Origin of the sequence: Allorhodopirellula solitaria, from assembly GCF_007859855.1 — a bacterium.
Taxonomy (GTDB): domain Bacteria; phylum Planctomycetota; class Planctomycetia; order Pirellulales; family Pirellulaceae; genus Rhodopirellula; species Rhodopirellula solitaria.
Genome location: NZ_SJPK01000001.1, coordinates 305,145 through 331,857 on the forward strand (window position 1 = coordinate 305,145; position 26,713 = coordinate 331,857).

Sequence of the window (26,713 nt, forward strand, 5' to 3'; positions counted from 1 at the left end):
CTATGCTCGAGAACCCTCGAGGCTGCCTTGGCTTGGGATGAAACGATGGGAGGAACTCCACCTGGAGCGAATATGGAAACAGAAATCTCGTCAGCCGGATCCTAACAAATCCGCGAAATTTTCCGGATCATCCGACGGAAGCATGCGCCCGAGGTTTTCAAGGCATGGCTCCAGCTCCGTCGAAGACGTCAACCTCGGGGGTACATTGCCGTACCGTTACTCACTAACATCCGCGGCAAACGTCCCACTCACCATACTGCGTTCTTCATCGGGCAGGCACAGGTAGATTTTGCCTGTTACTTTGCCACCAGCCACTTCGCCAAACTCCAACTCCATCGCGTAGCCGTTCATCATCATCTCCGTATCGCTCATGTTGTCGGCACGCAGTTTTCGGTGCACATGGGGCGACCCAAACCCAGATTTTGGACTCACAGAGAAAGTTTTTCCACCGACGCTTTCGCCTTCATCGAGAAATAGGAAGATGACAAAACCGCTGTCGTTGAAGTGCCCCTGCTCATCGGCATCCCACAGTTCCAGGATTCCATTCTGCAGAACAGCGTCAACAATCGGAGCTTCCTCGCCACTGAAATAAGCCACTGCCGGGGTCTCGGGGATCGTGATGGAATCCAGTTCGAGAGCCCAGCCTTCGGGCACACTCCCCGAGGCCGGCGGGAGCGGTTTGTCCTCTTCCATGCCGTCGGCGCCCATGTGAAATTCGACTTCGCCGCCATCGGAAAATCCCATTTCACCAAATTCGCCGCCCGGCATCGCCGCTTGCTGCTCGAAGGCAGCATCGAACTCTTCCTGTGTTTTCGCCGCGAGCATGGAGTCGAGGGCACTTTCAATCATCCCTTTGAACATGCCCAACATCATGCTGGCACCTTGCGTTTGGTTCACATTCTCCGCTTGCACCTGATTGATCTTCTCCTCGATCGTGCCGCTATCCAGTTGGCTTTGCAGATCCCGCCAACTATCGACAACTTTTTTCGGCACCCATCGCTGATCCACGCGCACCATCTCAAGAGATTCGGGGATCATTGTGGCGGACGGTCCGGCGACCCCAGGTGTCGCTGTGGCCGGGGGCGGTGGAAGATGGACTATCGCGTGGTCCGCGTCGATCTGTTCTACCGACACACCCTCGAGAATCTTGGCTCTCGAGTCGTCGGGAACCATTGCCAACAGCGATTTCAGGTGCGCGCCAATTCTCGGAAAGTGATAGTCCACCATCTCAGTAACACTGTGTTGGGTGGGATCAAATGAAAATCCGAAATCCGCCACTTCATACGCGACACCCACCGCGGGGTCGTAACCCTTTTGGAAGAGCGGTTGAATTGGCGGCGGAAGGTCCTCAAGCATCTTCGATCCGAGGACAAAGTCTTTTTTCGTGACCAGGACTTCGATGCTCTTGAAGACAAGCGTCTCCAACTCGGTGATCATCGTTTGCTGTTCATTGACAAACGGATTGACGGCTTTGCGAAGCCGTGGATCGTCAAACGTCTTTCGCATGTCCTTCGGCAAGGCGTACCAAAAGACACCCGGATGCCCCGCAAAGACTTGCTTTTGGACAAACGCCAGCGTTTGTTCGACCGACATACCGTCGGGAAACGATGGCATCGCAGAAATAGCGGGAGGAGTCGGCGCCTGAAAGTTCAGAGAGCGTGTCGCGTGCAGTGGAGCTGTCGCACCGGCCGAAGAACCGGGATCCGATTCGGCCGCCTCATCGGCCGCCCGCATCATCGCCTGGTAGAGTGCTTTGGCTTGAGCTCGACTCTCCGGGCTCAGCTTGGCGATGGGCACTGTGATCTTTTGCCCGTTGGCCCTAAGCAAAATGATGCTTTTTCCCTCCACGCCTTGGAATTCGGCCTCGATCGCAAATTTGCCCGTGGTATCGGTCCACGTCTCTGCTGACACGCAGGGGACGCTGGGCAGGAGCAAGCCGAATAGACAACCGAAGGCAATGAATCGAAACATGATGACCTCTGGGGACTTCGAGGGTGGGGAGGGGGGAGGGATTGGCCCAGATTACCATAATGCAGCTGGAACCGCACCGCAGCACTGCAAGTCTTTCGATCTCAAATGGATGCACGAGACGTGTCTCGTTGGCTTTCCTGCACGGGGGCTATGTCCACGTAGGATCCGAGAATCGATCGGTTCAACCGCGACTTCCATGCCACTAAATTCCAAGAAGAACCGTCGCAAAACATCGCCACTTATTGATCACGCGATGCTTAGACGTCACCACCACGCTCATCCCCGGTGTGTGACCGGAGTCGAGCCAACCCAACTCCGACGAAAAACGTCACACTCGATCCAATCAGTGCGAACCACGGCCAGGCGACACGTATCCCTGACTCCAGGTCAGCAGATCGGGTGAGGCTGGGAAGCAGGAACTGCACGCACAGCAGTACCGCGAGACCGCAGAGTGCGCCGATCAAGGCGTCGGCAGTGCGCACTCCAGTGGTCAGGACACCGAGAAGGAACAAGCCGAGTAACAGTCCTGCGGAGTACCCAGCGATTGTCAACGAATTGCTGACGACGGATGCATCCAATGAAATCGCCCAGATGCCAATCATGACCTGGATGGCACCAAAGGCGATGGCGAGCCTGCGGGTGATCGATAGAAGCCGACCGGGTGATGGTACCGTGCTCGTTAGCGGCAGATAAAAATCGTTCAACACAGCCGACGCAGATGCATTGAGCGAACTGGATAGAGTCGACATGGCGGCGGCGAGAATCGCGGCGAGCATCAGCCCCACGAGCCCGGTGTTGCGTGGGAAGTGATTGACAATGAAATCAGCGTAGACTTCATCGGATGTGGTGAACTGCGTGCCTGGGTTCTGTGCGTAGTAACACGCCAGCAGCACGCCAATGAACAGAAACAATGCAAACTGGATCGAAACCACAACGGCGCTGAGCAGGATGGCGCGGGCAGCATCACGCTCACTCCGTGCACTGAGGTATCGCTGCACCATCATCTGATCAGTGCCATGAGTCCCCAGTGACAGCACGGCACCACCGATCACAGCGGCATAGAAGTTAAACGGTTCGGACAACACCCACAGCCACGTCGACGAGGAAAATCCTGCGGGCGGCGTCAACTGAAACACGGTTAGCTTATCGTGCGTTGTCGCAAATTCCCAAAAAGTGGGCCAGCCTCCCGAAATCTGGTTTGAAATCACGAACACGGTCGCCACGGCCCCGAGCATGTAGACCACGAACTGGATACAATCATTCCAAATGACACTTTTCATGCCACCGAAGTAGGTGTAGAAGATCGTGATAGCGCCGATGGCAATCGCACTGGTGGCCAAATCCCAGCCGGCGAGTTTGTGCAGGACCACCGCGGCGAGAAACAGACGCAGCCCATCGCCGAGATTCCGAGTGACGAGAAACAGTAGCGAAGCAAATTTTTCAACAGCACCACCGAAACGTTTATTGAGCACCTCGTAGGCGCTCATCAGTTTGCCCTGGAAGAACAGCGGCAGAAGCAACTGCACCACAATGGTCCGTCCGATCAGAAAACCGAACGTGATCTGCAAGAAACGCATGCCGACCGGGCCGTAGCCGGCCCCCGGGACGCTGAGCACCGTCGCGGTACTGGTTTCCGTGGCCACGATCGACCCTAAAATGGCCCACCACGGAAGATCACGATTGCCAACCAAGAACGCCTCGACGGAATCATTTTTACCACTCAATCGCAGCCCGATCGCGATCGCCGCGGCGACCGAGACGAAGAGGACCATGGCGTCGATATGACCAATGTGAAGCAAAATCAATTCTCCGACTCAGGGACATACACTCATCTGGGAGTGACCGGGCGTATGGATCCATCTCACGAACTGACCACCGAGGCCCGAAATGAACGTTCAGATCATCTCGATTTGATGACAGCGCCCGAAATCGTTCAGCTCATGAACGCCGAGGACGCCACGTTGGCGGCGGCTGTGGCGAAAGAATCCGAGGCGATTGCTGAAGCGATCGACGTTGTGGTGAACAGTTTCCAATCCGGTGGCCGGCTATTCTACATCGGCGCTGGCACTTCGGGGCGTCTCGGCGTGCTCGATGCATCGGAGTGTCCACCCACGTTCAATACGCCACCGGAAATGGTGATCGGGATCATCGCAGGAGGCGATACCGCCCTGCGACAAGCGATCGAGGGCGCAGAAGATTCCGTGACGCTCGCCGCGGAGGACTTGGCCAAGCACAACTTCAACGCGAACGACACGCTCGTGGGGATCGCATCGAGCGGCGGCACGCCTTACGTGATCGGTGGACTCGATTACGCTCGTCAGACCGGAGCGGCCACCGTGGGCTTGACCTGCAATGCCAACTCACGTCTGCACCGACACGCCGATACCATCATCGCTCCCGTCGTCGGGCCAGAAATCCTCAGCGGATCGACACGGCTTAAAGCGGGCACCGCAACGAAAATGGTCCTGAATATGTTGACGACCGGTGCGATGGTTCGAATCGGCAAGACCTATGGAAACTGGATGGTCGACCTCCGTGCCTCCAACGACAAGCTCCGCCGCCGCAGTATCCGCATCGTCGGCGAACTGACGGGACTGTCCGCAGATGCCGCCGCAGGACTTCTCGGCCGCTGCGATGGAGATCTCAAGACAGCAATCGTCTCGCACGTTCGTGGTGTCGATGCGGCGGAGGCTCGGGAGCGTTTGCAGCAGAGCGATGGTCAATTACGCGAAGCGTTGAAAGCGTGAACAGTGCATACGTTCTCGGCGTCGATGCCGGCGGTTCCAAAACCCGCGTGTCGCTCGGCCGAGTCACCGACGGGCAGTTGCACGGTATCACAACCGCGGTCGGCGGGGCCGGCAATCCTCGGTCGGTAGGGTTCGAGCGCGCCCTCGGCGAAATTGGAGAAACCGTCCAACGCGCCTTCCAGGCGGCTAGCATCAAACCTACGACAGTTTCGCATGCGTGTCTTTGCATCGCCGGCGCAGGCCGCCAAGAAGAGCAACAGCGGATCCTCGATTGGTGCGTGGCATCGAAACTTGCCGTCCATCCAGCCGTTGTCAGCGATGCCGAATGTTTACTCGCCGCCAGTGATTCAGTTGGCGTTGCCTTGATTGCGGGTACCGGATCGATGGCGTGGGGATGCAGCCATCGCGGACAGACGACACGAGCGGGAGGTTGTGGCTACCTGCTCGATGATGAAGGCAGCGGTTTCTGGCTGGGAAAAGAGATCCTCCGACACTGCTGCATGTCCGCCGATGCCCGCCAAAGCACGACCAGCCTCGTGCCCCCTGTCCTCGCGTATCTCGATCTCGCCTCACCCGATCACATCATCGCCTGGTGCTACGACGGTACCGACGCACGACAACGCATTGCGTCGCTCGCGCCACTGGTCTTTGAGGAGTATGGCCATGACGCGGTTGCGCAGGAAATCGTTCATGCCGGTGCTCACGCCCTCGCAGACCTGGTCGCGGCAGTGTCCCATCAGCTCAGATTCGCCGCCCGATCGTATACACTTGCCTGCGCCGGAAGCGTCTTGTTGAATCAGCCGATCTACCGGGAACTGCTGGAATCCCGGCTGCGTCAATTGGAGGTGGAACCGCGCGAAGTGCGTTGGATCGGCAATCCCGCCGAGGGAGCCCTCGAGCTCGCCTGGAAAGCTTGTGTGGGATAAACTTGTTCCTAAATCATTCTCGAGCACTGGACGGCTGAAATTGCTTGCGTCGTATTTGTCGTGTCGGTAACATGTGCCCTTTGCCGGGCTCTCATTGCAACAGGGCGATCGCGACATACGCGAGTCGACGCAGACTGAATTGCAATGCGTCTCCCCGCCTCGTACTTTCTCTGGAAACGGAATCATGGCATGTCCGTAAACTGCACTGCGACCCAGTTCGTTGGCGCTTTGATTTGCTTGGTAGGTGTGGTGGGACTGTTCCTGCGGATATCATCCAACGACGGAGCCTTGGCCATTGCTGGAGCAATCGTCTTTGCCTCTGGCGTGATTGCGCAGGCGATCGCGCGTAGCAAGTAGGCACTGATGACGGCGATAGAAAAGCAATCGTCTTTCCGGAGGCGAGCACGGAAGTTCGTCGAGATCGATCCGCGATCCCTCACCGCGTTTCGGATAGCGATCGGAATCGTGCTGCTGGTCGACTTAATCATTCGAGCGACGTCGCTCGAGGCGCACTACACCGACATCGGTGTCATGCCCTCGACTTTGGTTGGCGGCAACTACGAAGGCACCTGGCGTTGGTCTCTGCACCTGTGGAGTGGCTCCCTGGGGTTTGCCTACCTGCTCTTCATGGTATCTGGAATCGCAGCAGTCTGTTTGACGATCGGGTTCTGCGCCCCGATTGCCACGATTGCCTGTTGGGTTTTGTGGGCGTCGGTACAATGCCGGACACCGTTGCTGCAGAACGGTGGCGATGATCTGTTGCGAATGCTGCTGTTCTGGGCCATGTTTCTGCCATTGCCGTCGAATGGACGCTTCAAGCTGGGGACGGCTCTCATTCGCTACCGGACGAGCTCGATTGCTTCGGCTGCGCTCCTGCTACAGGTCTCGCTGATGTACTTCATGGCAGGCTCCTGGAAGTTGACTGGTGATTGGCTGCACGGCAACGAGCTGCACCGAATATTCTGCGATGGTGGATACGCGCGTCCACTCGCCTATGCACTTCAATCTTACCCCAACCTCACCTCGATCTCCGGTACCGCGGTTGTTGTCGCCGAACACCTGCTAGCGTTTCTGCTCTGGATACCACCGCGATATTGGCGTGCGCGGTGTGCCGTCGTCGCAGCGCTCGCTCTCATGCACGTCGGCGTCGAGTTGACACTCACCGTCGGACTATTCTCCTTCGTTTGCTGGACGGCGTTGCTACTCTTCCTTCCCACTGGGTTCTGGGACGCGTTCGAGAAACGGATGGGGCGTCGATGGGCAATCCGTCGAGGCAAATCGGAGTCCACCGAGGCCTACAATGCGGATATCGCGACCGGTGTGCAACCCGCCCCATTTCGCATCGGCGGTCTCAGCCGTGCTGTCGCGGCAGGGGTGGTTCTGTTTTCGCTGCTGTACGTCATCACATGGAACCTGGCCGCGCGACGCGTCATCGGCTACGACGTGATCCCGCCTGCGGCGCGGAGAGTGGGTGAACTGCTCTCGCTGCAGCAGAGCTGGCGTCTATTCGACTACGCATCCAATCGAGACGGTTGGTTCATCGTGCTGGCGCGCCAGCCGGACTATCGGTATGCCGATTTGCTTCGTGATGGCGTTCCAGCTGACAGAGAGACATTTTCTCGGCCAGCCTTTCCCTATCGCCGCTTTCCCGACCATCGCTGGCGAAAGTTCTACAGCAATCTTGTCAGGGACCACTACTACGCCTTCCGCGAACCGCTCTGTCGATATTTGGCGTTCCAGTGGAAACGAGAGCATGGTGCTCAAGAACGGATCGAAGCGATTGAATTGCAGTACATGCAGGAACTCAATGACCCCGAGGATCCCGATGCGTACATGCAACGATTTTTATACACCCTCGAACTCAACGAGGCCTAGCGGCCGGTCCGTCCCAGATCGCTAGGGTTGCAGGTAGAGCGGCAATTGAGCCTGCAGTTCGCTGCGCTGGGCTGAGGATTCCGGTTCATCGCCGTATAGATCAATCGCGTGCAGGCGCACCGCCGACGCTTCGCGTGGCCCGAGTCGATCGGCGATCTTGCTCCACCGGCTAGCGAGATCAGCGAGTGCGTCTTGGTTGCTAGCGGTAGGGCCAGCGGAAACCTGCATGGACTGGATCACCTTCCACTCCGCTTTCGCGGCCGCCGCGACAGACAGATTGCTCGTTTGGCCGAGCCATGCGATCCCCTTGTTCCAGCGCCGCTGTTGCAGACAGAAAATACTGGCCATCAAGCCCGAAGGATGCTCGGCGGACTCGAGCCGTTCCCATTCGCTCGGGGAAGGCAGTGTGTCGATCGCAGCGAACAAATTGTTCAACTCGGAGACACTCTCCTCATCACTACAGATGCGAGCAAGCTGCTCGACGTCAATCCGGAATGCTGCCAAGCTGTCGCTGCGATCTCGAGCGGACAATCGCTCACTCACCACGATCCGGTCGATTAGCACGTTGGCTTGTCGCAGCATCTGGTCAAGGTCGCTGGTCCTCACCACTCGCTTGCGGGCGGCGCGCCAGGACTCAAGTAACGCGTAAATCTCTTTCGCATTCAAATTCGAGGAGTTAGCGAGTTCGCTAGCGCTCGCTCCCGCTGGCATACTCACCCCATAATCGGGAGCTTGGCGTAGCTGGGAAACAATCTCTGAGAATGGCATGACCAACCACGAGGCTTGGCATTTGAGTCGCGATGCCGCCACACTCTCGAGCGATCCGGAACCGGCGAGCTCTGCGATGAGGTCCCATTGATCAATCAAATCGCTGGCGGCGGAATCGGTAAACAGTTCTTCCGCTGAGTCAGTTTCGGACCACAGCGTCGACACCGCTGATGTGATCGCGGACTCGTCAAACACTCGGGCTTCGGTCGAGCTGGGGGCCGGCGCGGCGGGCGTTGGCCCAGCCGATCGATCGTTGCCAATCGACAAAATCTCTGCGGGCGTTGGGTTCATCGGCTCAGGCACACGGTCGAGCGAGTCAGCCCCCGACGATGCTGGCCCAGTGGTGGCGGGCCCAGTGGTGGCTGGCTCCTCGGTCATCGGCAAATCAATTTCAGGTAATTCAGCAACGTTGGCGAGCGCCGCCATCAACTCCTCCGTGGTGAGTTGATGCTGAGACATATCGGGTACTGTTGCCGGCGACTCGTTGACCGACTCGAGATCGATCGGTTGGGCGCGGGGCGAATGAGGCAGAGGCGTTTCAGCAGCCGTGGGCTCGGGGCCGGCCGGCTGAGGGATGGTCGTTGCGGGAACAGGCGAATCGGGTAACGAAGGGCTGACAGTCGATCGATCCGTTAGCTGGTCGGCTGGGATCGCTGGCTCCGGAGCGAGGCGGGTAACTGGCTCCTCAGTTCCAGCGAGTGGCTCTGGGGGAGCAGCGTTTCGGTAGACGGCAATAGACAGGATCAGCAAGACCACGCCCCCAGCCAGGCCGACGATCAGGCGCGGCTCGCGAAGCCAACGCTGCCACCTCGTTGGTTTCGATCGAGCCTGCAGTTCGGCGAGTACCTCGATGGCCTCGGCTCGATAAGTCGGGGAGTCATGAAGCCGACGGAGTTGTTTTCTCGTGGCCTGCTTCGCCACCAATCCGCCTCGCACCTGCGGCGTCGCTGCGGGTGTGACGCCTCCACTAGCTGCCGTGACGGGAATGGCGTGGCCAAACAGGCGAATGCTGCCCTGTTGGTCGTTCCCATGCGTGGGCTGCAAGACCACCGGAGTACCATCGATCTCCGAGGCGTGCTGCAACACCATCGGCAACATGCGGCCCACCCGCACTTGCTGAAAATAGCTGCCGCGAAAACGGGGATCGATCAACCGGTAGGTCGACATGACGATCTGGGTGAGTTGGTCTTCCTGCGCCGGTGAGGGATCAACGATCTGGCTCAATGCGATCGCGTCGGCGCTGCGGTGAGCGGCACTGCGGATGATCGGCAAACGCCATTCGAGATTCCGAACGCCGATGGTGGCAAAATCCGCCTCACTGGCACCCTGACTGTCCGCAGGCGCGGCCTCGGCGGCCCCACGCGTCTGTGGCTCGCCGAGCGATTCATTTTCCAGGTCGAGGTCCAGGTCACGAACCATCTCATCGACGCTGATCTCTGCCATCGCCGAGCGTCCGTCCGCCTCCTCGGCGACAGAACGATCGCCCGCGACTCCACTATCGGGCATCGCGCGCTGAAACGGCGGAACGCGATCGGGCAGATCCATCGGCGGCGAGCTGTTGGTACATACGGGGTTGGGATACATAAATCGGTCTAGGCGCGTTCCATTGTACGCACCCCATGCGGGCGGGGGTCGGAATAATTTTTGCCTACCCAGATTGGCTCCATTCCTCGACTCTCAGGGCGCGGCAACTGGCAATCATGACGGCTCAATAACCCATTTCTAGTGCCAAATCCAGTCGGAATTGGCACCGATTGGCGTGTGGCGACATTCCGCCCCGCTGAGCCGCCTCTGTGGGAGAACGGAAAATTCGCATCGATTCGGTAGAACCTGAAAAATCGGATCAAGCTCCCCAATCGTTAAAGTCGACACTTAGATGGCAGGACGCTCTGGCGATGGATCGCCGTGCCTTGTTACACCCACCTGCGTCGACTCGTTTCTAGCCGAAAGATTGAACTGCCGTGATACCGCCTTGCACTCGATTGAAGAAACACAGTTTTGTACGCGAACTGGAACTGGACCGTGTGTCAGGATTGGGGAAAGCAAAATCGGTCTCCATCCCGTTGGCGCAGATCAGCCAATTGCTGATGGATGCCCACCAGTCCAACCGCACATGGCTACGAGACTTTGCAGACGACTGTGTCAAAATTGATGCTGATCTGTATGAAGTTTTGTTGGCCTACCAATCGCTCCGCGGATCGTCGCGATAGCGAATCAGCGGCGGACGGTTCCGTCGCCGGGTCCTCAGTGTGCTCAGCCCTCTCAAAGGAAATCTGTTATGCGTTCGATCGCAGTCATCAACCAAAAAGGCGGCGTTGGGAAAACAACCAGCAGCGTGAACTTGGCCGCCGCTCTGGCCCGCGCCGGACGCCGTGTTTGCGTGATGGATTTGGACCCCCAAGCTCACGCGTCGCTGCACCTCGGAATCACCGCCATTGATGGTGAAGCGACCATGTACGAAGTCCTCTGCGGAGAAGCAACACTCGCCGATGCGAGACAACAGGTTGATGAGAATCTCTTCGTCGTGCCGTCGAATCTCGACCTCGCTGCTGCGGAGATGGAACTGGCCTGCGAAGTCGGCCGTGAGATGATCCTCAGCGACAAACTCGCCGACGATAACGAGGATTTCGATTACTTGATTCTCGACTGCCCGCCGAGCCTGGGCGTCCTCACGATCAATGCCCTCGTCGCGGTCTCGGAGGTTTTCCTCCCCCTGCAGCCACACTTCCTCGCCCTGCACGGTCTCAGCAAACTGTTGCGGACGATCGAAGTCGTCTCGCGAAGAATGAACAACCGCTTGCGGCTATCCGGTGTGGTGCTGTGCATGTACGACTCGAACACACGCCTGGCAGCGGAAGTCAGCACAGACATCGATGAATTCTTCACGACGTCGAAGGACTCGCGTGAATTCTTCCGCGATGCCAAGTTCTTCGATACACGAATCCGTCGCAACATCCGCTTGGCCGAAGCACCAAGTTTCGGCAAATCGATCTTTGACTACTCGCGCGAGAGCAACGGCGCCGTTGACTACCAATCGCTAGCCGAAGAAGTGATCGCTCAAGAAGCTATCCGCGCCGAGACCGAAGCCGAGGCAGCCCGCGTCGCCGCCTAAGCACAGCAACCCTCCGCTGGCAACATCACGAGCTTCTTCGACGGCAACATGATGTTCGTACCTAGCCGGGTGAACGAGGACGACGAGCTCGCCAGTCACGAGACCGCATTTCCCTGCCCGCTGGGCAGGTGGAAGAACGCACTCATCGCGTTCCGGTGCATCGCCTTGTCCACTCTTTCGTACTCGTGCTCGTGCTCGTGCTCGTGCTCGTGCTCAGCATCGCGGTGCTCGTACTTGTACTCCGCATTGAACTCGACGTTGAGCTCGCCAACACCATCCGAGCGTGCGATCAGCCGGATCAACATCGATACAATTCGATTCAGCGTTCGATTCAGTTCGCCGTGACGGTATCAACCACTGAGCGATAGCGATATCTCGAAAGACCGAGCAACGTAGTCGATCGAGAGACGGTGAACATCGAGCCGCTCATGGCCGAATGTTAGCGAGGACATCCGGGCTGGTTTCGAGCACGAGCACCGTCGCTAGCGCGACTGAGCACGAGCACGAGCACGAGCACGATATTCTTGGATGCCAGAACGGCAACAGGGCGCGGCGAATGACCTTAATTTCAGTTGCTGGACGGCCAGCAGTTCCGTGCACCACGGATTGCTATGCCGTGCGTCTTGCATTTGGGTGAAGGTTGCGCTGCGGTAGCTCCGTCCCATAAAAGTCGAGTCGCAAATCAAGTCCCAATGATGCAAGATCCTGTAGCAATTGCCGGTCAAACTGGTGGGCGCAGCAACGGGAACTGCCGACGCCAATGAACACGCAAACTTCACCATCCGAATCAGCAATACTGCGAAGCAGTTCGCGCGTCCCCGGCAGCATGGACTGTCTTGGGGACAAGTCCAAGGCTCGGTCCGACGCCATCCATCGCCATGCTCGGATGATGAATGTGAAGTGTCGCGTCGTATCCAAATTCGAGCATCTCAGATTGATAGATCGCCATTGTACGTCTGGTTGTTTCGGGAGTTGCGCGACGGGCTTCAGCAAGTGGCATAACAATGGCCACCAACAGGTACAGTCGATTGATTCTCAGATTGCAAAACCGCGTCAGCCGCCATGAGGTGCACGGCATCGCTCTGGCTTCCTGCCTCCTTCGTACTCGTACTCAGCATCGCGGTACTCGTACTCGATCGCCGCATTCTACTCGACGTCGGGCTCGCCAACACCACCCGCGCGTGCGATCAGGCGGGGCAGCATGGATACAATTCAATTCAGCGTTCGATTCAGTTCGCCGTGACAATCATCTTCCCGCCCGTCAGTCGTTGTAAGGTTGTGTTGGATCACGGCACATTCCAGCGCTGAGCCACGATCGATGTCCAAAATAGGGCTTCGATCCTTCGGGCTGCAGTTTCAAATGCTTCCGCAGAGTTCAGCGGAATCGATGGGGGCCGCACGCAGCCATTTGTTGCCCGCACGGCGATGGCAACGGCTCAGGTCTTTGGCGATCGTGAACGACGATGCGACGCATTCGATTGAGTCGCGATAAACGTCGAGCTAGGCCCCAGGTCGTCAGAATCTCTGCCGGTGGCGTCGGGGGAATGGGGGCAGCGAACCGACCAGCTCAGAGGGTGACCCAATAAGTAGGGCCGGTTCCCACCGGCCGCCCCCTGGGCGAGAACCAGCCGACGAACCACCAATCTAATTGTTGCCGTTGCCAGCCACGTGAGTCGACGAACCGGCGCATATGGCCGGTGGAACCGGCCCTACGTGGGGTCGAGCATTTCACCCACCTTCGCAAAAAGACGCTCGCGGTGAATGTAGAATTCTCGCAAGCCGATGGGGAGACTGGCTAGGATAGCGACCAACGGGAGCGGCTTGGCCGGGGCAGTCTCGGCCCATCAGCCAACGTCTGCATGCTTCATTCATGTGTTTTGGCTAGTGAAGTGCTCAGAGTTTGTGTCAATCGCCTCGCACGCTCGCTACGCCGATTCGAGCAGCATGTCGGGCCGGTTCCACCGGCCATCCCCTGGGCGAGAACGGGGCGACGAACCGCCAATCTACTTGTTGCCGTTGCCAGCCAAGTGAGTCCACGAACCGGCGCATATGGCCGGTGGAACCGGCCCTACGACGCGTTGCCCAACGCACGTGGTGTTCGCTTGCGTTCAAATCACCGGCCATTTTCTATCGTGCCTGACGAGATATTTCTGGGAATTGAACAGCTCGTTGCTTCGCCCAATTCAACACTTATTACTTTCCCGTTCCTAAACGAGAACCTCAACATCGGGAAGGGAATTTGCAACCAACCGACGGAATCCGTTCGCGCCGTCAGCGGTCACTGACGTGCCCCTGGCGTTAATTGTGAACAGATTTCGTAGGTCACGTAGTTGGTGCAGCCCGTCGTTGGTCACGTGAGTATCGCTTACATCAAGCAATTCGAGATCCGGTAGCGTACCGAAAGTAGTCATTGCGATGTCAGTAAGTCGTGTGCCTGCGAAGTGGATTGACGTGAGGCCGGAACGATTCGCGAGTACAGTGACATCGGTATCCGTAATTGACGTGTGTGACATCGCGATTGACCGCAGGTCCGAAGACTTGACGATGGCAGGTAACAGCGTGCTCGCGAAATCCATGTGATGGGCGACGATCCCTCGAAGTGATGGAAAATGCAATAGCGCCGCAATGTCGCTTGCAGTCATCAGCGCCCCGTTGAGAGTAACTGTCTCAGGAGCCATGCCCGCAACCATGTCGGCGAAATTTGCCGGAATCTCTCGCTCGCAAATGTGCAAATGCTCTACTTTCGAGAAGTCAACTGGATCGACGAACGATCCAAGCTCAGCGATTCGGGCAGCGGCATCGCGTGGTGACATTCGATAGATAGTGAAGACTCTGGGGGTGGCGCTGCTCTTCCGATGAAACAAATGGTTCGCAAGGTCGAGCAAGCGGGGGTGGCCCTCGGAAAGCCCAGGGCATCTCCCTGTCAGTTATGCAAATAGATGACTACTTCGCCTCGGCTCGCCACCATGAATTCTCATCGCTGTCGACTTCATTCGCGGTGGGGGTCCGCTGCGGTTCGTCGGCGACTTCCGTTTCGTACACCCGATCTTCCTCGGCGAGCCATTGGTTGCGGGCTGCTTGCGCGGCCGCTTCCTCGGCGTCGATCTGGCCATCGGCGGGCTCGCGTTCGAACCACGCCCAACCAATGGAATCTTCAGGCACGCGACTCTCGACGATCGGTTCGGGTTTGGGCTTGCGTTTTTCGACAACTCGCACCGGCGGCGTCGGTTCGGGAGCGACCGGTTGGATGCGTTGGAGCTTGATCGATGGCGCGACTCGGCGTCGATGTTGGCGGTGCAAACGTTCAAAGCCAAACTGGTAGCGTGACTTGGGTGTCTTCGGCAATGCAGGTTTGGAAACCCGGTTTTCCAAAACGAGGGAAGCGGGCCGGATCACGGGTAGCGGGGCCGGCGGAGGCACGACGACGGGTTCTGGCTCCACCTCAGCGACCGGGGCCGGCTCTAGTTCGGGCTGCTCAACGAGTTCCTCTTCTGGCTCTTCGACTAATTCCTCCACCTCTTCGTACTCCTCCTCCATCACCTCTTCAGGAGGCGGCAGGATATGAGCTCGCCCGGGAGTTCCCTGAGCGGGCATCTCACGCACCTCGGCTCCGATCTGATGAAAGATCTCGACAATGTGAGCGTGACAGGTGAACATCATGACTTGATGTCCGAGTTCGGCAAACGTTTGCAGAGTGCGTGCAGCGTGCTCGGCACGCTCACCGTCAAAGTTCACCAGAACATCGTCGAGCACCAATGGCAGCATCACGCCACGACGCGAGTAGGCAGCCGCGAGGGACAGTCGCAGTGCGATGAAGACGGCCTCGCCAGTACCACGACTGAGCACTTCGAGTGGCAGGGAGCCGCCTTCGCTGTCGTCGATCTTCAGTTGATTCGTGCCCAGCGGCGTCCAAATCCGCGTGTACTTGCCATCGGTCAATTGATTCAGGAACGACGAGGCTTCACGAAGCGTCTCGGGCTGCCGTTCCCGCTCAAACGTGCCACAAACATCCTCCAACAGACTGCTGGCCATGGCCAGGGTCTGCCAGCGACGGGAGAGTTGATCGAGCTTGCGTTCGACGCAACCGAGCTCGAGTCGCGCCGTCATCAAGCGGTCATCGTCACCGAGCTGCTTCATGCTGGCGGCGAGTTCGCCTTGAGCGGTCTGGAGCGTGGCGATTCGTGCTTCCGTCTCGGTCATTCGCGTCGTCAGTGAATCCCAGCGCCGTTCGAGATCTGTCGATTTCACGCCTTCGATCTCGCGAGCGACATCCTCGTACTGAATCGAATTGCCGACCATCGCACGAATTTGCTTATCGAGCTCCGCTCTTTCGTCCTGCAACTGGGCGAGGGTCGAGCGGCGGTCAACGATCTCGTAGAACTGCTCACCAGTCGCCACGCCGCACTTGGCCCAGAGGGCGCGTCGCTGTTGCTCGGCACGCTCGATGGCACTGGCGTGAACGGAATGCTGTTTCTTGTACTGTTGGTCCTGCGATTTGAGGTCGCGGCGTTGTTTGATCCAGTGTTGCTGGCGGGCGAGTTCTTCGTGCAGGTGGTTGAGTTGATCGAGCGGATTGGCACGCGATTTCAATGATCCGCTAACGCGGTCGCCGTTCTCGACAGAGACCCGTTTCATCAAGCGGGAATCCCCGTCGCCACGCGCATCGGCGTTGCCCTGAGGATTGGCATCGTGAGCGGCCGTCGCGGCATCCTCGGAGGCATCGAGCGCCTCGATGTAGAGCGATTCGATACGCTTGGCAATCGTTTGCCGCTCGCGGCGGCGCTGATCGCGTTCTTCGCTGAGATCGTGGACCCGACGCAGGCTTGTCTGCAGGGTTTCGTAACCGTCGCCGAGCGAGCGAACGCTTCGCGGCGAAAGCGTGGTGGACAGGCCGAGTCGATCGAGGGTATCGGTCCACTCGCGGCGCGCGGCCTTCAGGTCCTCAGCGGCCCGAGTGGCGCGAGCGTAGGAAGCTTTGTAAGCTTGCAGGGCGGCTTCGTGCGAATGATAGATCGGCAGGGATTCTTCGAGTTCAGCGAGCAACGACTCCGATTCACGCAGCCGCGCTTCGAGCGACTCGTTGCTAGCGGGCATGTGCGTCGTGGCGTCTTCGCGTTCGGATTCAATCTCTCGGATCTGCCGCCGAAGACTCTCAATCTGCCGTTCGCAATCCTCTAGGTCCGCTTCGGTACTTCGCTGTCCTTTCTCACGACTGAGGTAGTACAAAAACAAAGCCATCGCACCAAAGAGGACCCACAGCATCCCCTGTGTTGGGTTGGGGTTTGCGACGAAAAGATCGATCTGGAAAACGTTGAACAAGCCATAGGTAACCGCCATCCCGCCGAAGATGAACGGCAATCCAAGTAGGAACAGCCGATCCATCGGCAGAGCCTCGTCGGTCGTCAGCTCGATGGATTCGCGTTCGAGATCGCGGTAGTGCCGGGTAAGCTTATCGAGATGGGTGCCGAGCTGGATCCGATGCCGTAGCGACGAGATATTATCGTTCTCCCGGCGAATCGCTTGTTGCAAGTCGCTGGCGTGTGCACGCTGCAAAATATCTTGCAATTTTCCACCGAATTTGTCGGCGCGATCTTTATGCGACTTTGCTTCGGTGCGAGTTTGTTTGAGCAGGAAGGACTGTTCTTTGACCTCTTTGGCGGGGCCAGACAAGGCTGAGAGCGTTTGCCGGGACAAGTCCGGCAGTGCAGCGAGATCACCTTCGGCAACCTGCGTTCGCTCATGCTCGTCCAAGCCAAGTCGATCCGCGTCGGCAGCGACGAGCTTGCGTGCTTTCTCGATCTGGATATCGAGCCGATCGATCTGTTCCTCGAGAGCTTCCACCCACGTCGCCTGCTGGGTCGCCGCTTCAATTCGCCCCTGGAGGTCAAACAAACGTTTATTGACGGGCAGCTGATCGGCTTTGTCGCGCAGCGTGCGGCGGCGACTGCGGATATCTTCGACCTTGGCTTTGCGTTCTTCGATCGACGCTTCGATCTGGACCAAGTGCGAAGGAGCATCTTCGGGAAGATTGACTTCGCCTTCGATGTCGGCAATCCTCACTTCGATCTTGGCGCGCTCTTGCCATGGATCGAAGACGCTTGTTGCGATCTCGACACAGCGTGCTTCCCGCTCCCACGCGACCATCCGCCCGCGGAGCGATTCAATCTCTTCACTCTGAGTCCGACGCTGGGTAGCCAACTCACTCCAGCGGCGGGTCTGGCCGCTGAGCTTTTGAATTTCGTCACGAAGTTTTTCACGGCGACTGATCATGCCGCTGAGTCGGTTCGCCGCCGCGTCCTCCTCCGCGTTCGACGGCGAGTTGTTTCCCACCAGTTCGCCGCGTCCGGCCCGCAGGCTGCGCAGCACATCGACGAGAGAGACACGGTCGAGACCACTGCTGAGCTTGTACAGTTCATCGGCAGCGGAAGTATCGTCGAGCGTACTGAGCTCTTGGAGTTCGCGAATACCGATGGCAAAGACATTGGTGAAGATCGGCTCATCGATCTGGCCTAGCAGCATGCTCAAGCGATGCTGGCCTTGGCTCAGACCATCCGTACCGGTAACGCTCAGCCGGCCGGCCGTATCCGCATCGGTCAATTGGCTGTGACGCCGGATCTCGTAGCCGCCGCCTGGCCCGGTTACTCGAATCGCACCACCGGGCGTGCCACCATAGATCGGTGGCAGATAGCGAGAACGACGCTCCGGCGTGAAACCGTAGAGCATCGCCCGCAGAAACTGCATCAAAGTCGTCTTGCCCGCTTCGTTGGGACCGTAGAACAGCGTCATGCCCTCACTCAGCGAGTCGACGCTGAGGCCGGTCCAGACACCGAAACCATCGATTTGGATATCTTGAATCTTCATGATTTACGTCCCCATGTGGGTTTGCCGCCACGAAGCAGTTCAACGCCTAGCAGCGTTGCTTCATCGAGCGTTTCGTCGCGATGTTGGGCGGGAAGGTCACCGAGCAGAGTTGTCGCGGTACTGGAGAGCTCCGCGTGCTCTTCGGTGAAGGGCATCAGATTGATCAGTCGTGAATCACCGGCCGATCCAGCGGCAGAACCCGACGGAGACGACGTCCCCGCCGGTGAGCCGGATTTGCGAAACTTGTCACTGGCGCGTAAGAAGTCACCCAGAATCGTGTCTTCCTCACGCCATGATTTGGGGTAGGTCCGCGGCGGCCGGACCGTCAAACGGGTTGTCCAGGCGGAAGGGTTACCATTGCCGTGATCGCGACGAATTTGCCTCAACAGCTCATTGGGGTCACCAATCGACGCGATCATCTCGGGATCGGTGAGGTTGACATCCCAGGCGATCAGCAGGTGGCGACCGCCGTTCTCGTTGGCGAGCGTGGAAATCTTTTGACCGAGCAGGTTACGCAGGCTGCCGACCGAGCGAATCTCGTCGGCGTCAATCGTTTCATGACAGTACCGAAAGCAGTCCGACTCGACGCGGTGGACACGAGCGGTCTGTTCGGCGTCCACATCAACGACGCAGTAACCGTGCGGCCCGCTCTCGTCGAGTCCGCGACCTTGGGGGGAACCAGGCTGGACCGCACCGGCCGGTGCCCCGCCTTCAATCTCCCTGTAGTTGTGGGCACCACCAAGTGCCCAGTAGTCCATTCGGCCGGCCGAGAGTGCGTTGGCATCGGACGCTCCGTAACCGACACCGATTGTGAAGTCGTCGATCGTCTCGGTCTGGAACCCCGGCACGTGCAGCGATGAACGCCCCTCACTGGAACGGCCCACCAGGGTGCAAATCGTCCGCCCCGCCCGCTCATACGTAATCGAGAGCGGTTTATCACGCGGAAACAACGTCACATTGGGTGGCAAGGGGACCGCTTCGGGCCAATGTTTGGGGTCATCGGCAACACCCGCGGCCCAGTAAACTGGCTTCTTTGCCGCGTGCAGCTTCTCAAAGTTATCCAACAGCAATGACATGCCGTGCGGCCCCGCAGCAACGGGGTGTAGCAAATCGCCGCTCAGGACGAGGAAATCAATGTTCGTGGCCAGCGCGGCTTCGAAGATCGCCTCGGCCGCATCCCGGGGAGCCGTCGCCAGAGCGTCGTGCAGATTCGGTGGCAAGGCATCCAGATCGCCCAGCGGCGTTTCCAAATGAAAGTCGCTAGCGTGGATAAAGCGAAAAGATTCTCCCGACATCGTTTCCTCCCTGAAAACGTCGCTGCGCGGCGAGCCCGCCGCGTCAAAATGGCATCATGCCGTGAAACTTTAACGAGTTTCCCAATATTCCGCAAAATCAATTTGCCGGGAAACTCGCAGAAGTTTTGCTACGGACGCTGGGTAGGCCTGCCGCCCGAAGATGTTTCCGCTCGGGTTCCGGGTTAGGCAAACCCGCCCGTTTCTGCGAGATTATCGCTTTCTCACCCGATACCCAGGCAGGCTGAACTCCAAGACCATGCGTATACTGTTGACCAATGATGATGGCGTCTATGCCCCGGGACTTGCAGCTCTCGGGCAACAGCTGCGGCATTTGGGCGAGGTGATTGTCGTCGCCCCAGCTACCGAACAAAGCGGCGTGGGGCACTCGATCACCTACCTGACACCACTGGTCCCCAAATCCATTCACCGCGAGGGCAGACACTGGGCCTGGGCGGTCGAGGGTTCGCCAGCTGACTGCGTGAAGCTTGCCTTGTCCGAGCTTTTCATCGACGAGCCAATTGACCTCGTCGTCAGTGGGATCAACAGCGGTCTTAACGCGGGCATCAACGTCCTGTACTCGGGCACCGTGGCCGCCGCGATCGAAGGAGCCTTTTTCGGTGTCACCAGTGTTGCGGTTTCCCTCGAGCGTGATGAGGATGCGGACTTCGATGCCGCAGCCGTGACCGCCCGCAAGGTGATCGGCCAATTGGTCGAGCATGAAGAGACTGCCGGCGGCTTGTTCAACCTCAACATCCCCACCGCAGCGACTTCCTCCACCAACGAAGTGAAAATCGTCCCGATGGGGCTGGCCCAGTACGGACGCCGCTACGAAAAACGCCAGGACCCAGGCGGGCGTGACTACTACTGGGCACTGTGGACGGAACCGGATAACGCCCCCGAGGAAATGACCGATCTCATCCAACTCCGCAAGGGGAACACGACCCTCACTCCCCTGCACTTCAACCTCACCCGTCACGAACTCCTGGACCAGATGCAAGACTGGGCGATCCGAGGCTAAGCAACACACGATGAATAAGTGTCGGTTTTAGTAGTGGACGAGCACCCAAAAGAGCAAACGCTCGGGGAATCCATCGCTCGCTGACTCGTCCACCGCGACACTCACTGATCTCACGTTCGCCTTCGGCACACGACTTGCTGTATACTAAAAGCCTATATTGAAAAGGAGCTGCCCTTTCGGGGGCGAGCGACGTGACATGGCAGCTTATGCATCGGGTGAATGACGACTGATGAGTTCTCGAAGTGGCTTCAGCCTTCAGCTTGCGATTCCTGCTGACGGCAAGCTGGAGGCTCACGCCACTGTTCGTTCTCCCGGTACCTAGCGGTCTCGGCGGAAAGGGTCAGGCACCTTTTCGGATAACCTGTAAGCACAGCCCTGTTAAAATACCTAGCCGGCCACCAACACCCCTCCCCAGCGGTCGCGTGTTGATCGTCGCCAAGCGGAGAGTGATTAGAAATGGAAGACGACGCCCTCGAAAGCAGCCAGGATGGCGAAACCGACGGCAAACTTCATATCGTGGGGGTCGGCGCTTCCGCGGGCGGGCTCGAAGCACTGGAGTCTTTTTTTCATGCGATGCCTGCCGATTCAGGCATGGCATTTGTCGTGATCCAGCATCTGTCGCCCGATTTCAAAAGTCACATGGAGGAGTTGCTGAGCCGGCAAACAAGCATTCCCGTCCACCGTGCCGAGGACGGTGCGAGCGTTCAGGCAAACACCATCTATCTGATACCGCCGAACAAAGAGATGGTGATCAGCGACAGTAGGTTGCGGTTGACTGAGCGAAGTAGTGACCGTTCCCAGATCCACCCCATCGATCAGTTCCTCACTTCGCTGGCCGCCGATCAAGGTGACCGTGGACTCGCTGTCATTCTGTCGGGTACAGGCAGCGACGGGTCACGCGGCATCGCCGACGTCAGCCATGCCGGTGGCCTGGTGCTGGCCCAAGACGAACATTCCGCCAAGTTCGATGGCATGCCCATGAGTGCCAATGCGACGGGCAAGGTCGATCTCGTGTTGCCACCGGCAGCGATCGCTGAATCCCTCGTTGCCTACGCGCAGGAGGGCCTCACCAAGGAGCAGTTGGAAACCCACGTTCTCGAATCGAGCAGCGTCGAAGGCATTGAACGAATCGCGGCCTTGCTCAACCAACGATACGGCCTCGACTTCTCACAGTACAAATCGGGCACGGTAGGTCGACGCGTCCAACGCCGCGCGACACTGACGGGCTGCGAATCCATCGAGGACTACATTTCCCTCCTAAGAACGGATGATACCGAACTCAACAATCTGTACGAAGATCTTCTGATCGGCGTGACGAAATTCTTCCGCGATCCCGAGGCGTACGCAATACTCAAGCGTCAGGTCATTGCCAAGCTATTGCGGGACGCGGTCGACGAACCCGTCCGAATCTGGGTAGCTGCATGTGCGTCGGGCGAAGAAGCGTACTCGATTGCGATTGTGGTCGATGAGGAGTTGCGAAAATTGGACCACGAGGTGGAAGTCAAGATTTTCGCGACCGATGCCCATCAGGGGTCCCTTCAAATCGCGGCCAAGGGCGTGTACTCCACCGAGGCGTTGAGCGAACTGAGTGACGAGCGAGTGTCTCAATACTTCACCCGCGCCAGTGACGGCTACCATGTCAACCGATCGCTTCGAAATTACGTGGTCTTCGCTGCTCACAACATTATCGATGACGCTCCGTTCACACAGATGGATCTCGTCTCGTGCCGAAATATGCTGATCTATTTGCAACCGGCCGCACAACGGCAAGCGCTGGGCATGTTTCACTTTGCTTTAAAAGCCAAGGGCACTCTGTTTCTCGGCCCGAGCGAATCGCCCGGCGAACTCTCGGGCGAGTTCAAAACGATCGACAGCAAATGGCGGTTTTACACTAAGCGTCGAGATGTCCGCTTGGCGATGGGTGTGCGATCGTCGCGCAAGCGGAGTTCTGAGAAACTCCCTCGGGTCACACTTCCCACAGCGGCCCCTCGCAGCAATCGAGTCGATCCGGAGTTGATCAAGACGTACGATCAAGTCCTCGCGCGGATGATGCCATGCAGTATCCTTACCAGTGAGACCGGCGATGTTCTCCATGTGTTCGGCGGCGCTGAGCGTTTCATGCAAAATCGCGGCGGCCGCCCTTCCAATCATTTGCTCGAGGTGATTGACGATTCGCTGCGGACGTCAGTCTCGGTAGCTTGGCATCACGCGATGAAGAAGGAGTCTGCCGTACGCGATAGCTCGACCACATTTGAAAGCGGCAACGGCAACGAAGATGTCCGCATCACCGTCACGCCGATGTCCGACGGCGACACCGGTCCCAATAATTTTCTGATTGCGATCGAAGTAACCGGGAAGGAAACGACGCACCCCGATCCGATTGACGCTAGCCATCGCGAAATGCACCGCACGCGCGTCGAGAGCCTCGAGAGCGATCTGCAAGTCTCTCAGGAGAACCTACAATCCGCCCTCGAAGAGATGGAGTCGTCCAACGAGGAATTGCAGGCTAGCAATCAAGAACTGATCGCTTCGAATGAAGAACTGCAGAGCACGAACGAAGAACTGCACAGCGTCAACGAGGAACTGTACACCGTCAACGCCGAACATCAGCGCCGGGTGGAGGAACTCGCGACCGCCAATGACGATATGGAGAATCTGCTTGCCACCACGCGGGTCGGTGTGATTTTCCTCGACAAGGACTTATACATTCGAAGGTTCACGCCAGAAATCTCGAAGGTCTTTCAATTGTCCAGCGAGGATACTGGGCGATCGATGGAGCATTTTGCGCACGCCTTGAATCATCCTGATCTCGTCGATGAGCTCCGTAAAGTGCTCGAGACCCAAGAGGAGATGGAGGTGAAAGTGACCGATCGCTACGGCACTTACTTCCTGCTCCGTGTTCTGCCATATCGCAGCGGTGACACGACCGAAGGCCTCGTGCTAACACTGATCGACATCAATTCACTCGAAGCAGCAGCGGCTGAAATTCACCTGCAGAAGCTGGCTATCGAATCTGCGGTCAATGGAATCGTAATCACCGATCCTCACCAGAACGATGACCCCATCGTTTATGCCAATCAAGGGTTCCTCGATCTCACCGGTTACGAACGTAACGAGGTGCTCGGCCGCAATTGCCGCTTCTTACAGTGCGAAGATACCAATCGCGATGCGGTATCCCGAATTCGCTCATCGATGGACGAAGGTGTCGCTGCACGGGTGGCCATTCTCAATCACCGCAAAGATGGCTCGTCATTTTGGAACGATCTCAGCATCACTCCGGTGCGGAACCAAGCAGGCGAGATTGTCAATTTTGTGGGGGTCCAGCACGATGTGACAGCCCAGGTGGAAGCGCAGCAACGACTCGAAGACGCGAATCGGGCCGCCGAACAAGCCAGCGATGCGAAAAGCTCTTTCCTGGCGACGATGTCCCATGAACTGCGGACACCCCTGACTGCGGTCCTCGGATTCGCCGACATTCTCCGTAACGAGTCGGATGATCCAGAGTATCTCGAAAAGATCGACACGATTCGCCGCAACGGGGCTTACTTGCTCGCCTTGCTCAACGACATTCTCGATTTGTCTAAAATCGAAGCGGGCAAGCTGTCCTTCGGTAGGGAGAGCATCGACGTCCGGGCTGTGCTGAAAGAGGTCGAGATTCTGTTGCAGGTTCGTGCCGGGGAAGCCGACGTGCCGCTCCGTTTCGACCTTCGCCAACCCCTGCCTGTCGCTGTGACGGCCGACGAAGTCCGCGTGCGACAGATCCTCGTCAATCTCATCAGCAACGCGATCAAGTTCACTGAAGACGGGGAGGTTGTCATCGAGGCGAAGATGAGCAAAGTGCCTGAGGGCGAAACGGCATCCCAGCTGGAGATTTCTGTCGTGGATACCGGAATTGGGATCTCAGAAACCCAGCTCACTGAGCTTTTCACGCCATTCAATCAAGCACACGTCCAAACCACCCGCCATGCTGGAGGTACAGGACTCGGACTCAGTATCAGCAAACGCCTGGCCGAGGGGATGAATGGAGCGATCGAAGTGGAGAGCGAACTCGGCAAGGGAAGTCGCTTCACCTTGATCCTACCGGTTACCGCCGAGCAGTCCCAAAAGTTGATTGGGGAAGCCGAGCTCGACGCTTTCGAACAGTCCAAACGGCCGTCGGAGTTTCCCCAGCTTCGTGCCAAAATCTTGCTCGCCGATGATCGCCGCGATGTGTGGCTCGTCGGTAAACACTTCCTGGAAAAGTGCGGAGCCCAGGTGAAGATCGCTGAAAACGGCCAGCAAGCAGTGGAGATGATCGAGTCCGCTGCAAAAGAGGACGCCCCATTCGAGTTGATTCTGATGGACATGCAGATGCCTGTTCTCGATGGGCGGCAAGCCGTTGCGAAATTGCGTGACCTCGGGCATGCGACGCCGGTTATCGCTCTGACCGCGGATGCCATGGATGGTGAGCGTGAGGCATGCATCGAAATGGGGTGCGACGAGTATTTCCCGAAGCCGATCGATGGCCTGCTGCTGACGAATCTGATCGCCGACATGCTGCAGCGTGCTGGAGCCGAGGCCAGTGCGGATGATGGTCGCGATCCGACGTCATAGACTCGAGACCCAGCCGAATCCGAGGCGGCTTTCGCCCGCCGATTCTGGCGTAGTGGAGAGCGACCGGAGCGCAAGATGTGTAGCGAACGCGAGGCAGACAAATTCGGTTCGGTGCGCCGCTTGCGCAATTCTGATCATGCCACAATCGCGTAATGTAACGTCGGCCGCTCCAAAAACGCCTTTGGGGCTTAGATAAGAACCCTGCGCCAGGCTACTTCCATCCTGTGGTATGGTTTGGTTTCGTGCCAACCCCCACACGGCATTTTTGGTTTCACATTGTCTAGAAAAGAAAGAAAGCAAAGATGGAATTTAGGTTCAAGCGTTCCCGTGGATTCACTCTGGTGGAACTACTGGTTGTCATCGCGATCATTGGTGTTCTCGTGGGGCTGCTCTTGCCCGCTGTGCAATCCGCACGGGAAGCAGCCAGACGAATGCAGTGCAGCAATCGACTCAAGCAGATGAGTCTGGCACTTCACAATTACCACTCCAGTTTCAACACGTTTCCTTCGGCAGGGGTCCTACCCAAAGGACAAAATGTCGCGCGTTACTACCCTGGCGTGACGGTGGCGTTGCTGCCGTACATCGAGCAGCAGGCTCGGTATGAGACTATCCAGGTCCGACTTGCTGCGTCGACCTCTGCATTCTCTCGGATGTTTAACGGACCGGAGTATGAATCGATCTTGCCGGGAGTGCTGTGCCCGTCATCTCCCAACTCGTCGCAGCCGTCGACCTATGCCAATAATGCTCGGATCAACTACATGTTCAACATGGGCGACGGCATGCTGAAGCTCGACGCCGCGTGGCACCACCCCAACTATGTCAATAACCAATACGTTCAAGCTCGACATCGAGGCCCATTCCATCTGGAATCGTGGATTAAGTTCCGGGACATTCTCGATGGAACGAGTCACACTTTGGCATTCAGTGAATCAGCAAGTTCCGCGACTGGCAACTGGTCTTTGGAGGTCAAAGGAAGCTCGGGTTACAACGGGGCTTTGCTCGATCCCGACGGCGCGCAACCGGTGATCCATCCCGATGTGTGTGTTACCAGCGTCGTCGATCCAGAGAATCGAAATCTCTATCTGAATCCCTGCGATTCATGGCGTGGAAACTTTTTCCAAACAGGGACACCGTGGAATGGCTTTCATACAGTCGTCCCGCCCAACGGTCCGAGTTGCTGGGATAGTCCCACTGGATACTGGGCAGCGATCTTCACGCCCAATAGCCATCACACCGGCGGCGTCCAAGGGGCGCTTATGGACGGTTCGGTGCGTTTCATCACCGATTCCATCGACAGTGGGGACTTGACCCAGTCTCAGCCATTATCGGGAGAGAGCCCCTACGGTATCTGGGGTGCACTCGGAACGCATCGCGGTGCCGAGACGCCTACTGATTACTAGGACACCGACGGCCACCAGTGAAATGGGCTGTCGATTGAACCGGCGTTGACGCCGCAGTGGTGGGCCGAGGGCCGTAAGGCCCCGGGGTAGCGTCGCCCACCCGGCCGCGTACGCGTCTCGGCTCAAGGAATCGACAGCCCGGAAAGG

17 protein-coding genes are annotated in these 26,713 nt (G+C 58.1%); 10 read left to right on the forward strand and 7 right to left on the reverse strand.

What is annotated here, in order from left to right; translation table 11 throughout:
- Positions 1–216 precede the first annotated feature (216 nt).
- Complete coding sequence (locus tag CA85_RS01210) at positions 217–1,971, reverse strand: SHD1 domain-containing protein (RefSeq protein WP_146389415.1); 1,755 nt, start codon at positions 1,969–1,971, stop codon at positions 217–219.
- A 257-nt stretch (positions 1,972–2,228) separates the two neighbouring features.
- A complete protein-coding gene (locus CA85_RS01215; RefSeq protein WP_246112392.1) occupies positions 2,229–3,776 on the reverse strand; it encodes a sodium:solute symporter family transporter in 1,548 nt (515 codons plus the stop codon).
- Positions 3,777–3,821: 45 nt separating this feature from the next.
- On the opposite strand from CA85_RS01215, the gene murQ reads away from it, so the two are divergent.
- From murQ to CA85_RS01230, 4 genes are all read left to right on the forward strand, one after another.
- Entirely contained in the window at positions 3,822–4,718 is an 897-nt protein-coding gene (murQ, locus tag CA85_RS01220) for an N-acetylmuramic acid 6-phosphate etherase (RefSeq protein WP_146389417.1), read from the forward strand.
- Positions 4,715–5,644, forward strand: a complete 930-nt coding sequence (locus CA85_RS01225; protein ID WP_186774677.1) for an N-acetylglucosamine kinase — start codon at positions 4,715–4,717, stop codon at positions 5,642–5,644. Before murQ ends, CA85_RS01225 begins: the two co-directional genes overlap by 4 nt.
- 189 nt (positions 5,645–5,833) lie before the next feature.
- The gene (locus CA85_RS24675) at positions 5,834–6,001 is read left to right on the forward strand and encodes a hypothetical protein (protein ID WP_186774678.1); all 168 of its coding nucleotides are present in this window, start codon (positions 5,834–5,836) and stop codon (positions 5,999–6,001) included.
- A gap of 6 nt (positions 6,002–6,007) precedes the next feature.
- Positions 6,008–7,519: an HTTM domain-containing protein gene (locus tag CA85_RS01230; protein WP_146389421.1), complete on the forward strand. Its 1,512-nt coding sequence runs from the start codon at positions 6,008–6,010 to the stop codon at positions 7,517–7,519.
- A gap of 21 nt (positions 7,520–7,540) precedes the next feature.
- Here CA85_RS01230 and CA85_RS01235 read toward each other — a convergent pair whose 3' ends face one another.
- Positions 7,541–9,871 (reverse strand): hypothetical protein, encoded by a 2,331-nt coding sequence (locus CA85_RS01235; protein WP_186774680.1) that lies wholly within the window; start codon positions 9,869–9,871, stop codon positions 7,541–7,543.
- 377 nt (positions 9,872–10,248) lie between these two features.
- Here CA85_RS01235 and CA85_RS01240 point away from each other — a divergent pair, with 377 nt between their 5' ends.
- On the forward strand, positions 10,249–10,497 hold the full coding sequence (locus CA85_RS01240; protein ID WP_146389425.1) for a hypothetical protein: 249 nt from the start codon (positions 10,249–10,251) through the stop codon (positions 10,495–10,497).
- A 68-nt stretch (positions 10,498–10,565) separates the two neighbouring features.
- Entirely contained in the window at positions 10,566–11,399 is an 834-nt protein-coding gene (locus CA85_RS01245; RefSeq protein WP_146389427.1) for a ParA family protein, read from the forward strand.
- Positions 11,400–11,494: 95 nt separating this feature from the next.
- On the opposite strand, the gene CA85_RS01250 is transcribed toward CA85_RS01245, so the two are convergent.
- Positions 11,495–11,704 (reverse strand): hypothetical protein, encoded by a 210-nt coding sequence (locus CA85_RS01250; RefSeq protein WP_146389429.1) that lies wholly within the window; start codon positions 11,702–11,704, stop codon positions 11,495–11,497.
- Positions 11,705–12,461: 757 nt separating this feature from the next.
- Here CA85_RS01250 and CA85_RS24680 point away from each other — a divergent pair.
- Entirely contained in the window at positions 12,462–12,707 is a 246-nt protein-coding gene (locus CA85_RS24680) for a hypothetical protein (RefSeq protein WP_186774681.1), read from the forward strand.
- Positions 12,708–13,606: 899 nt separating this feature from the next.
- Here CA85_RS24680 and CA85_RS01260 read toward each other — a convergent pair.
- From CA85_RS01260 to CA85_RS01270, 3 genes are all read right to left on the reverse strand, one after another.
- Positions 13,607–14,212: a leucine-rich repeat domain-containing protein gene (locus CA85_RS01260; RefSeq protein WP_146389431.1), complete on the reverse strand. Its 606-nt coding sequence runs from the start codon at positions 14,210–14,212 to the stop codon at positions 13,607–13,609.
- A 130-nt stretch (positions 14,213–14,342) separates the two neighbouring features.
- Positions 14,343–18,260: an AAA family ATPase gene (locus tag CA85_RS01265; RefSeq protein ID WP_146389433.1), complete on the reverse strand. Its 3,918-nt coding sequence runs from the start codon at positions 18,258–18,260 to the stop codon at positions 14,343–14,345.
- Positions 18,257–19,555 (reverse strand): metallophosphoesterase family protein, encoded by a 1,299-nt coding sequence (locus tag CA85_RS01270; RefSeq protein ID WP_146389435.1) that lies wholly within the window; start codon positions 19,553–19,555, stop codon positions 18,257–18,259. The genes CA85_RS01265 and CA85_RS01270 overlap by 4 nt, the downstream gene beginning before the upstream one ends.
- Before the next feature lie 256 nt (positions 19,556–19,811).
- On the opposite strand from CA85_RS01270, the gene surE reads away from it, so the two are divergent.
- From surE to CA85_RS01285, 3 genes are all read left to right on the forward strand, one after another.
- Complete coding sequence (gene surE / locus CA85_RS01275) at positions 19,812–20,573, forward strand: 5'/3'-nucleotidase SurE (protein WP_146389437.1); 762 nt, start codon at positions 19,812–19,814, stop codon at positions 20,571–20,573.
- A gap of 456 nt (positions 20,574–21,029) precedes the next feature.
- Positions 21,030–25,166, forward strand: a complete 4,137-nt coding sequence (locus tag CA85_RS01280; protein ID WP_146389439.1) for a chemotaxis protein CheB — start codon at positions 21,030–21,032, stop codon at positions 25,164–25,166.
- A 302-nt stretch (positions 25,167–25,468) separates the two neighbouring features.
- Positions 25,469–26,566 (forward strand): DUF1559 domain-containing protein, encoded by a 1,098-nt coding sequence (locus CA85_RS01285; protein ID WP_146389888.1) that lies wholly within the window; start codon positions 25,469–25,471, stop codon positions 26,564–26,566.
- Positions 26,567–26,713 lie beyond the last annotated feature (147 nt).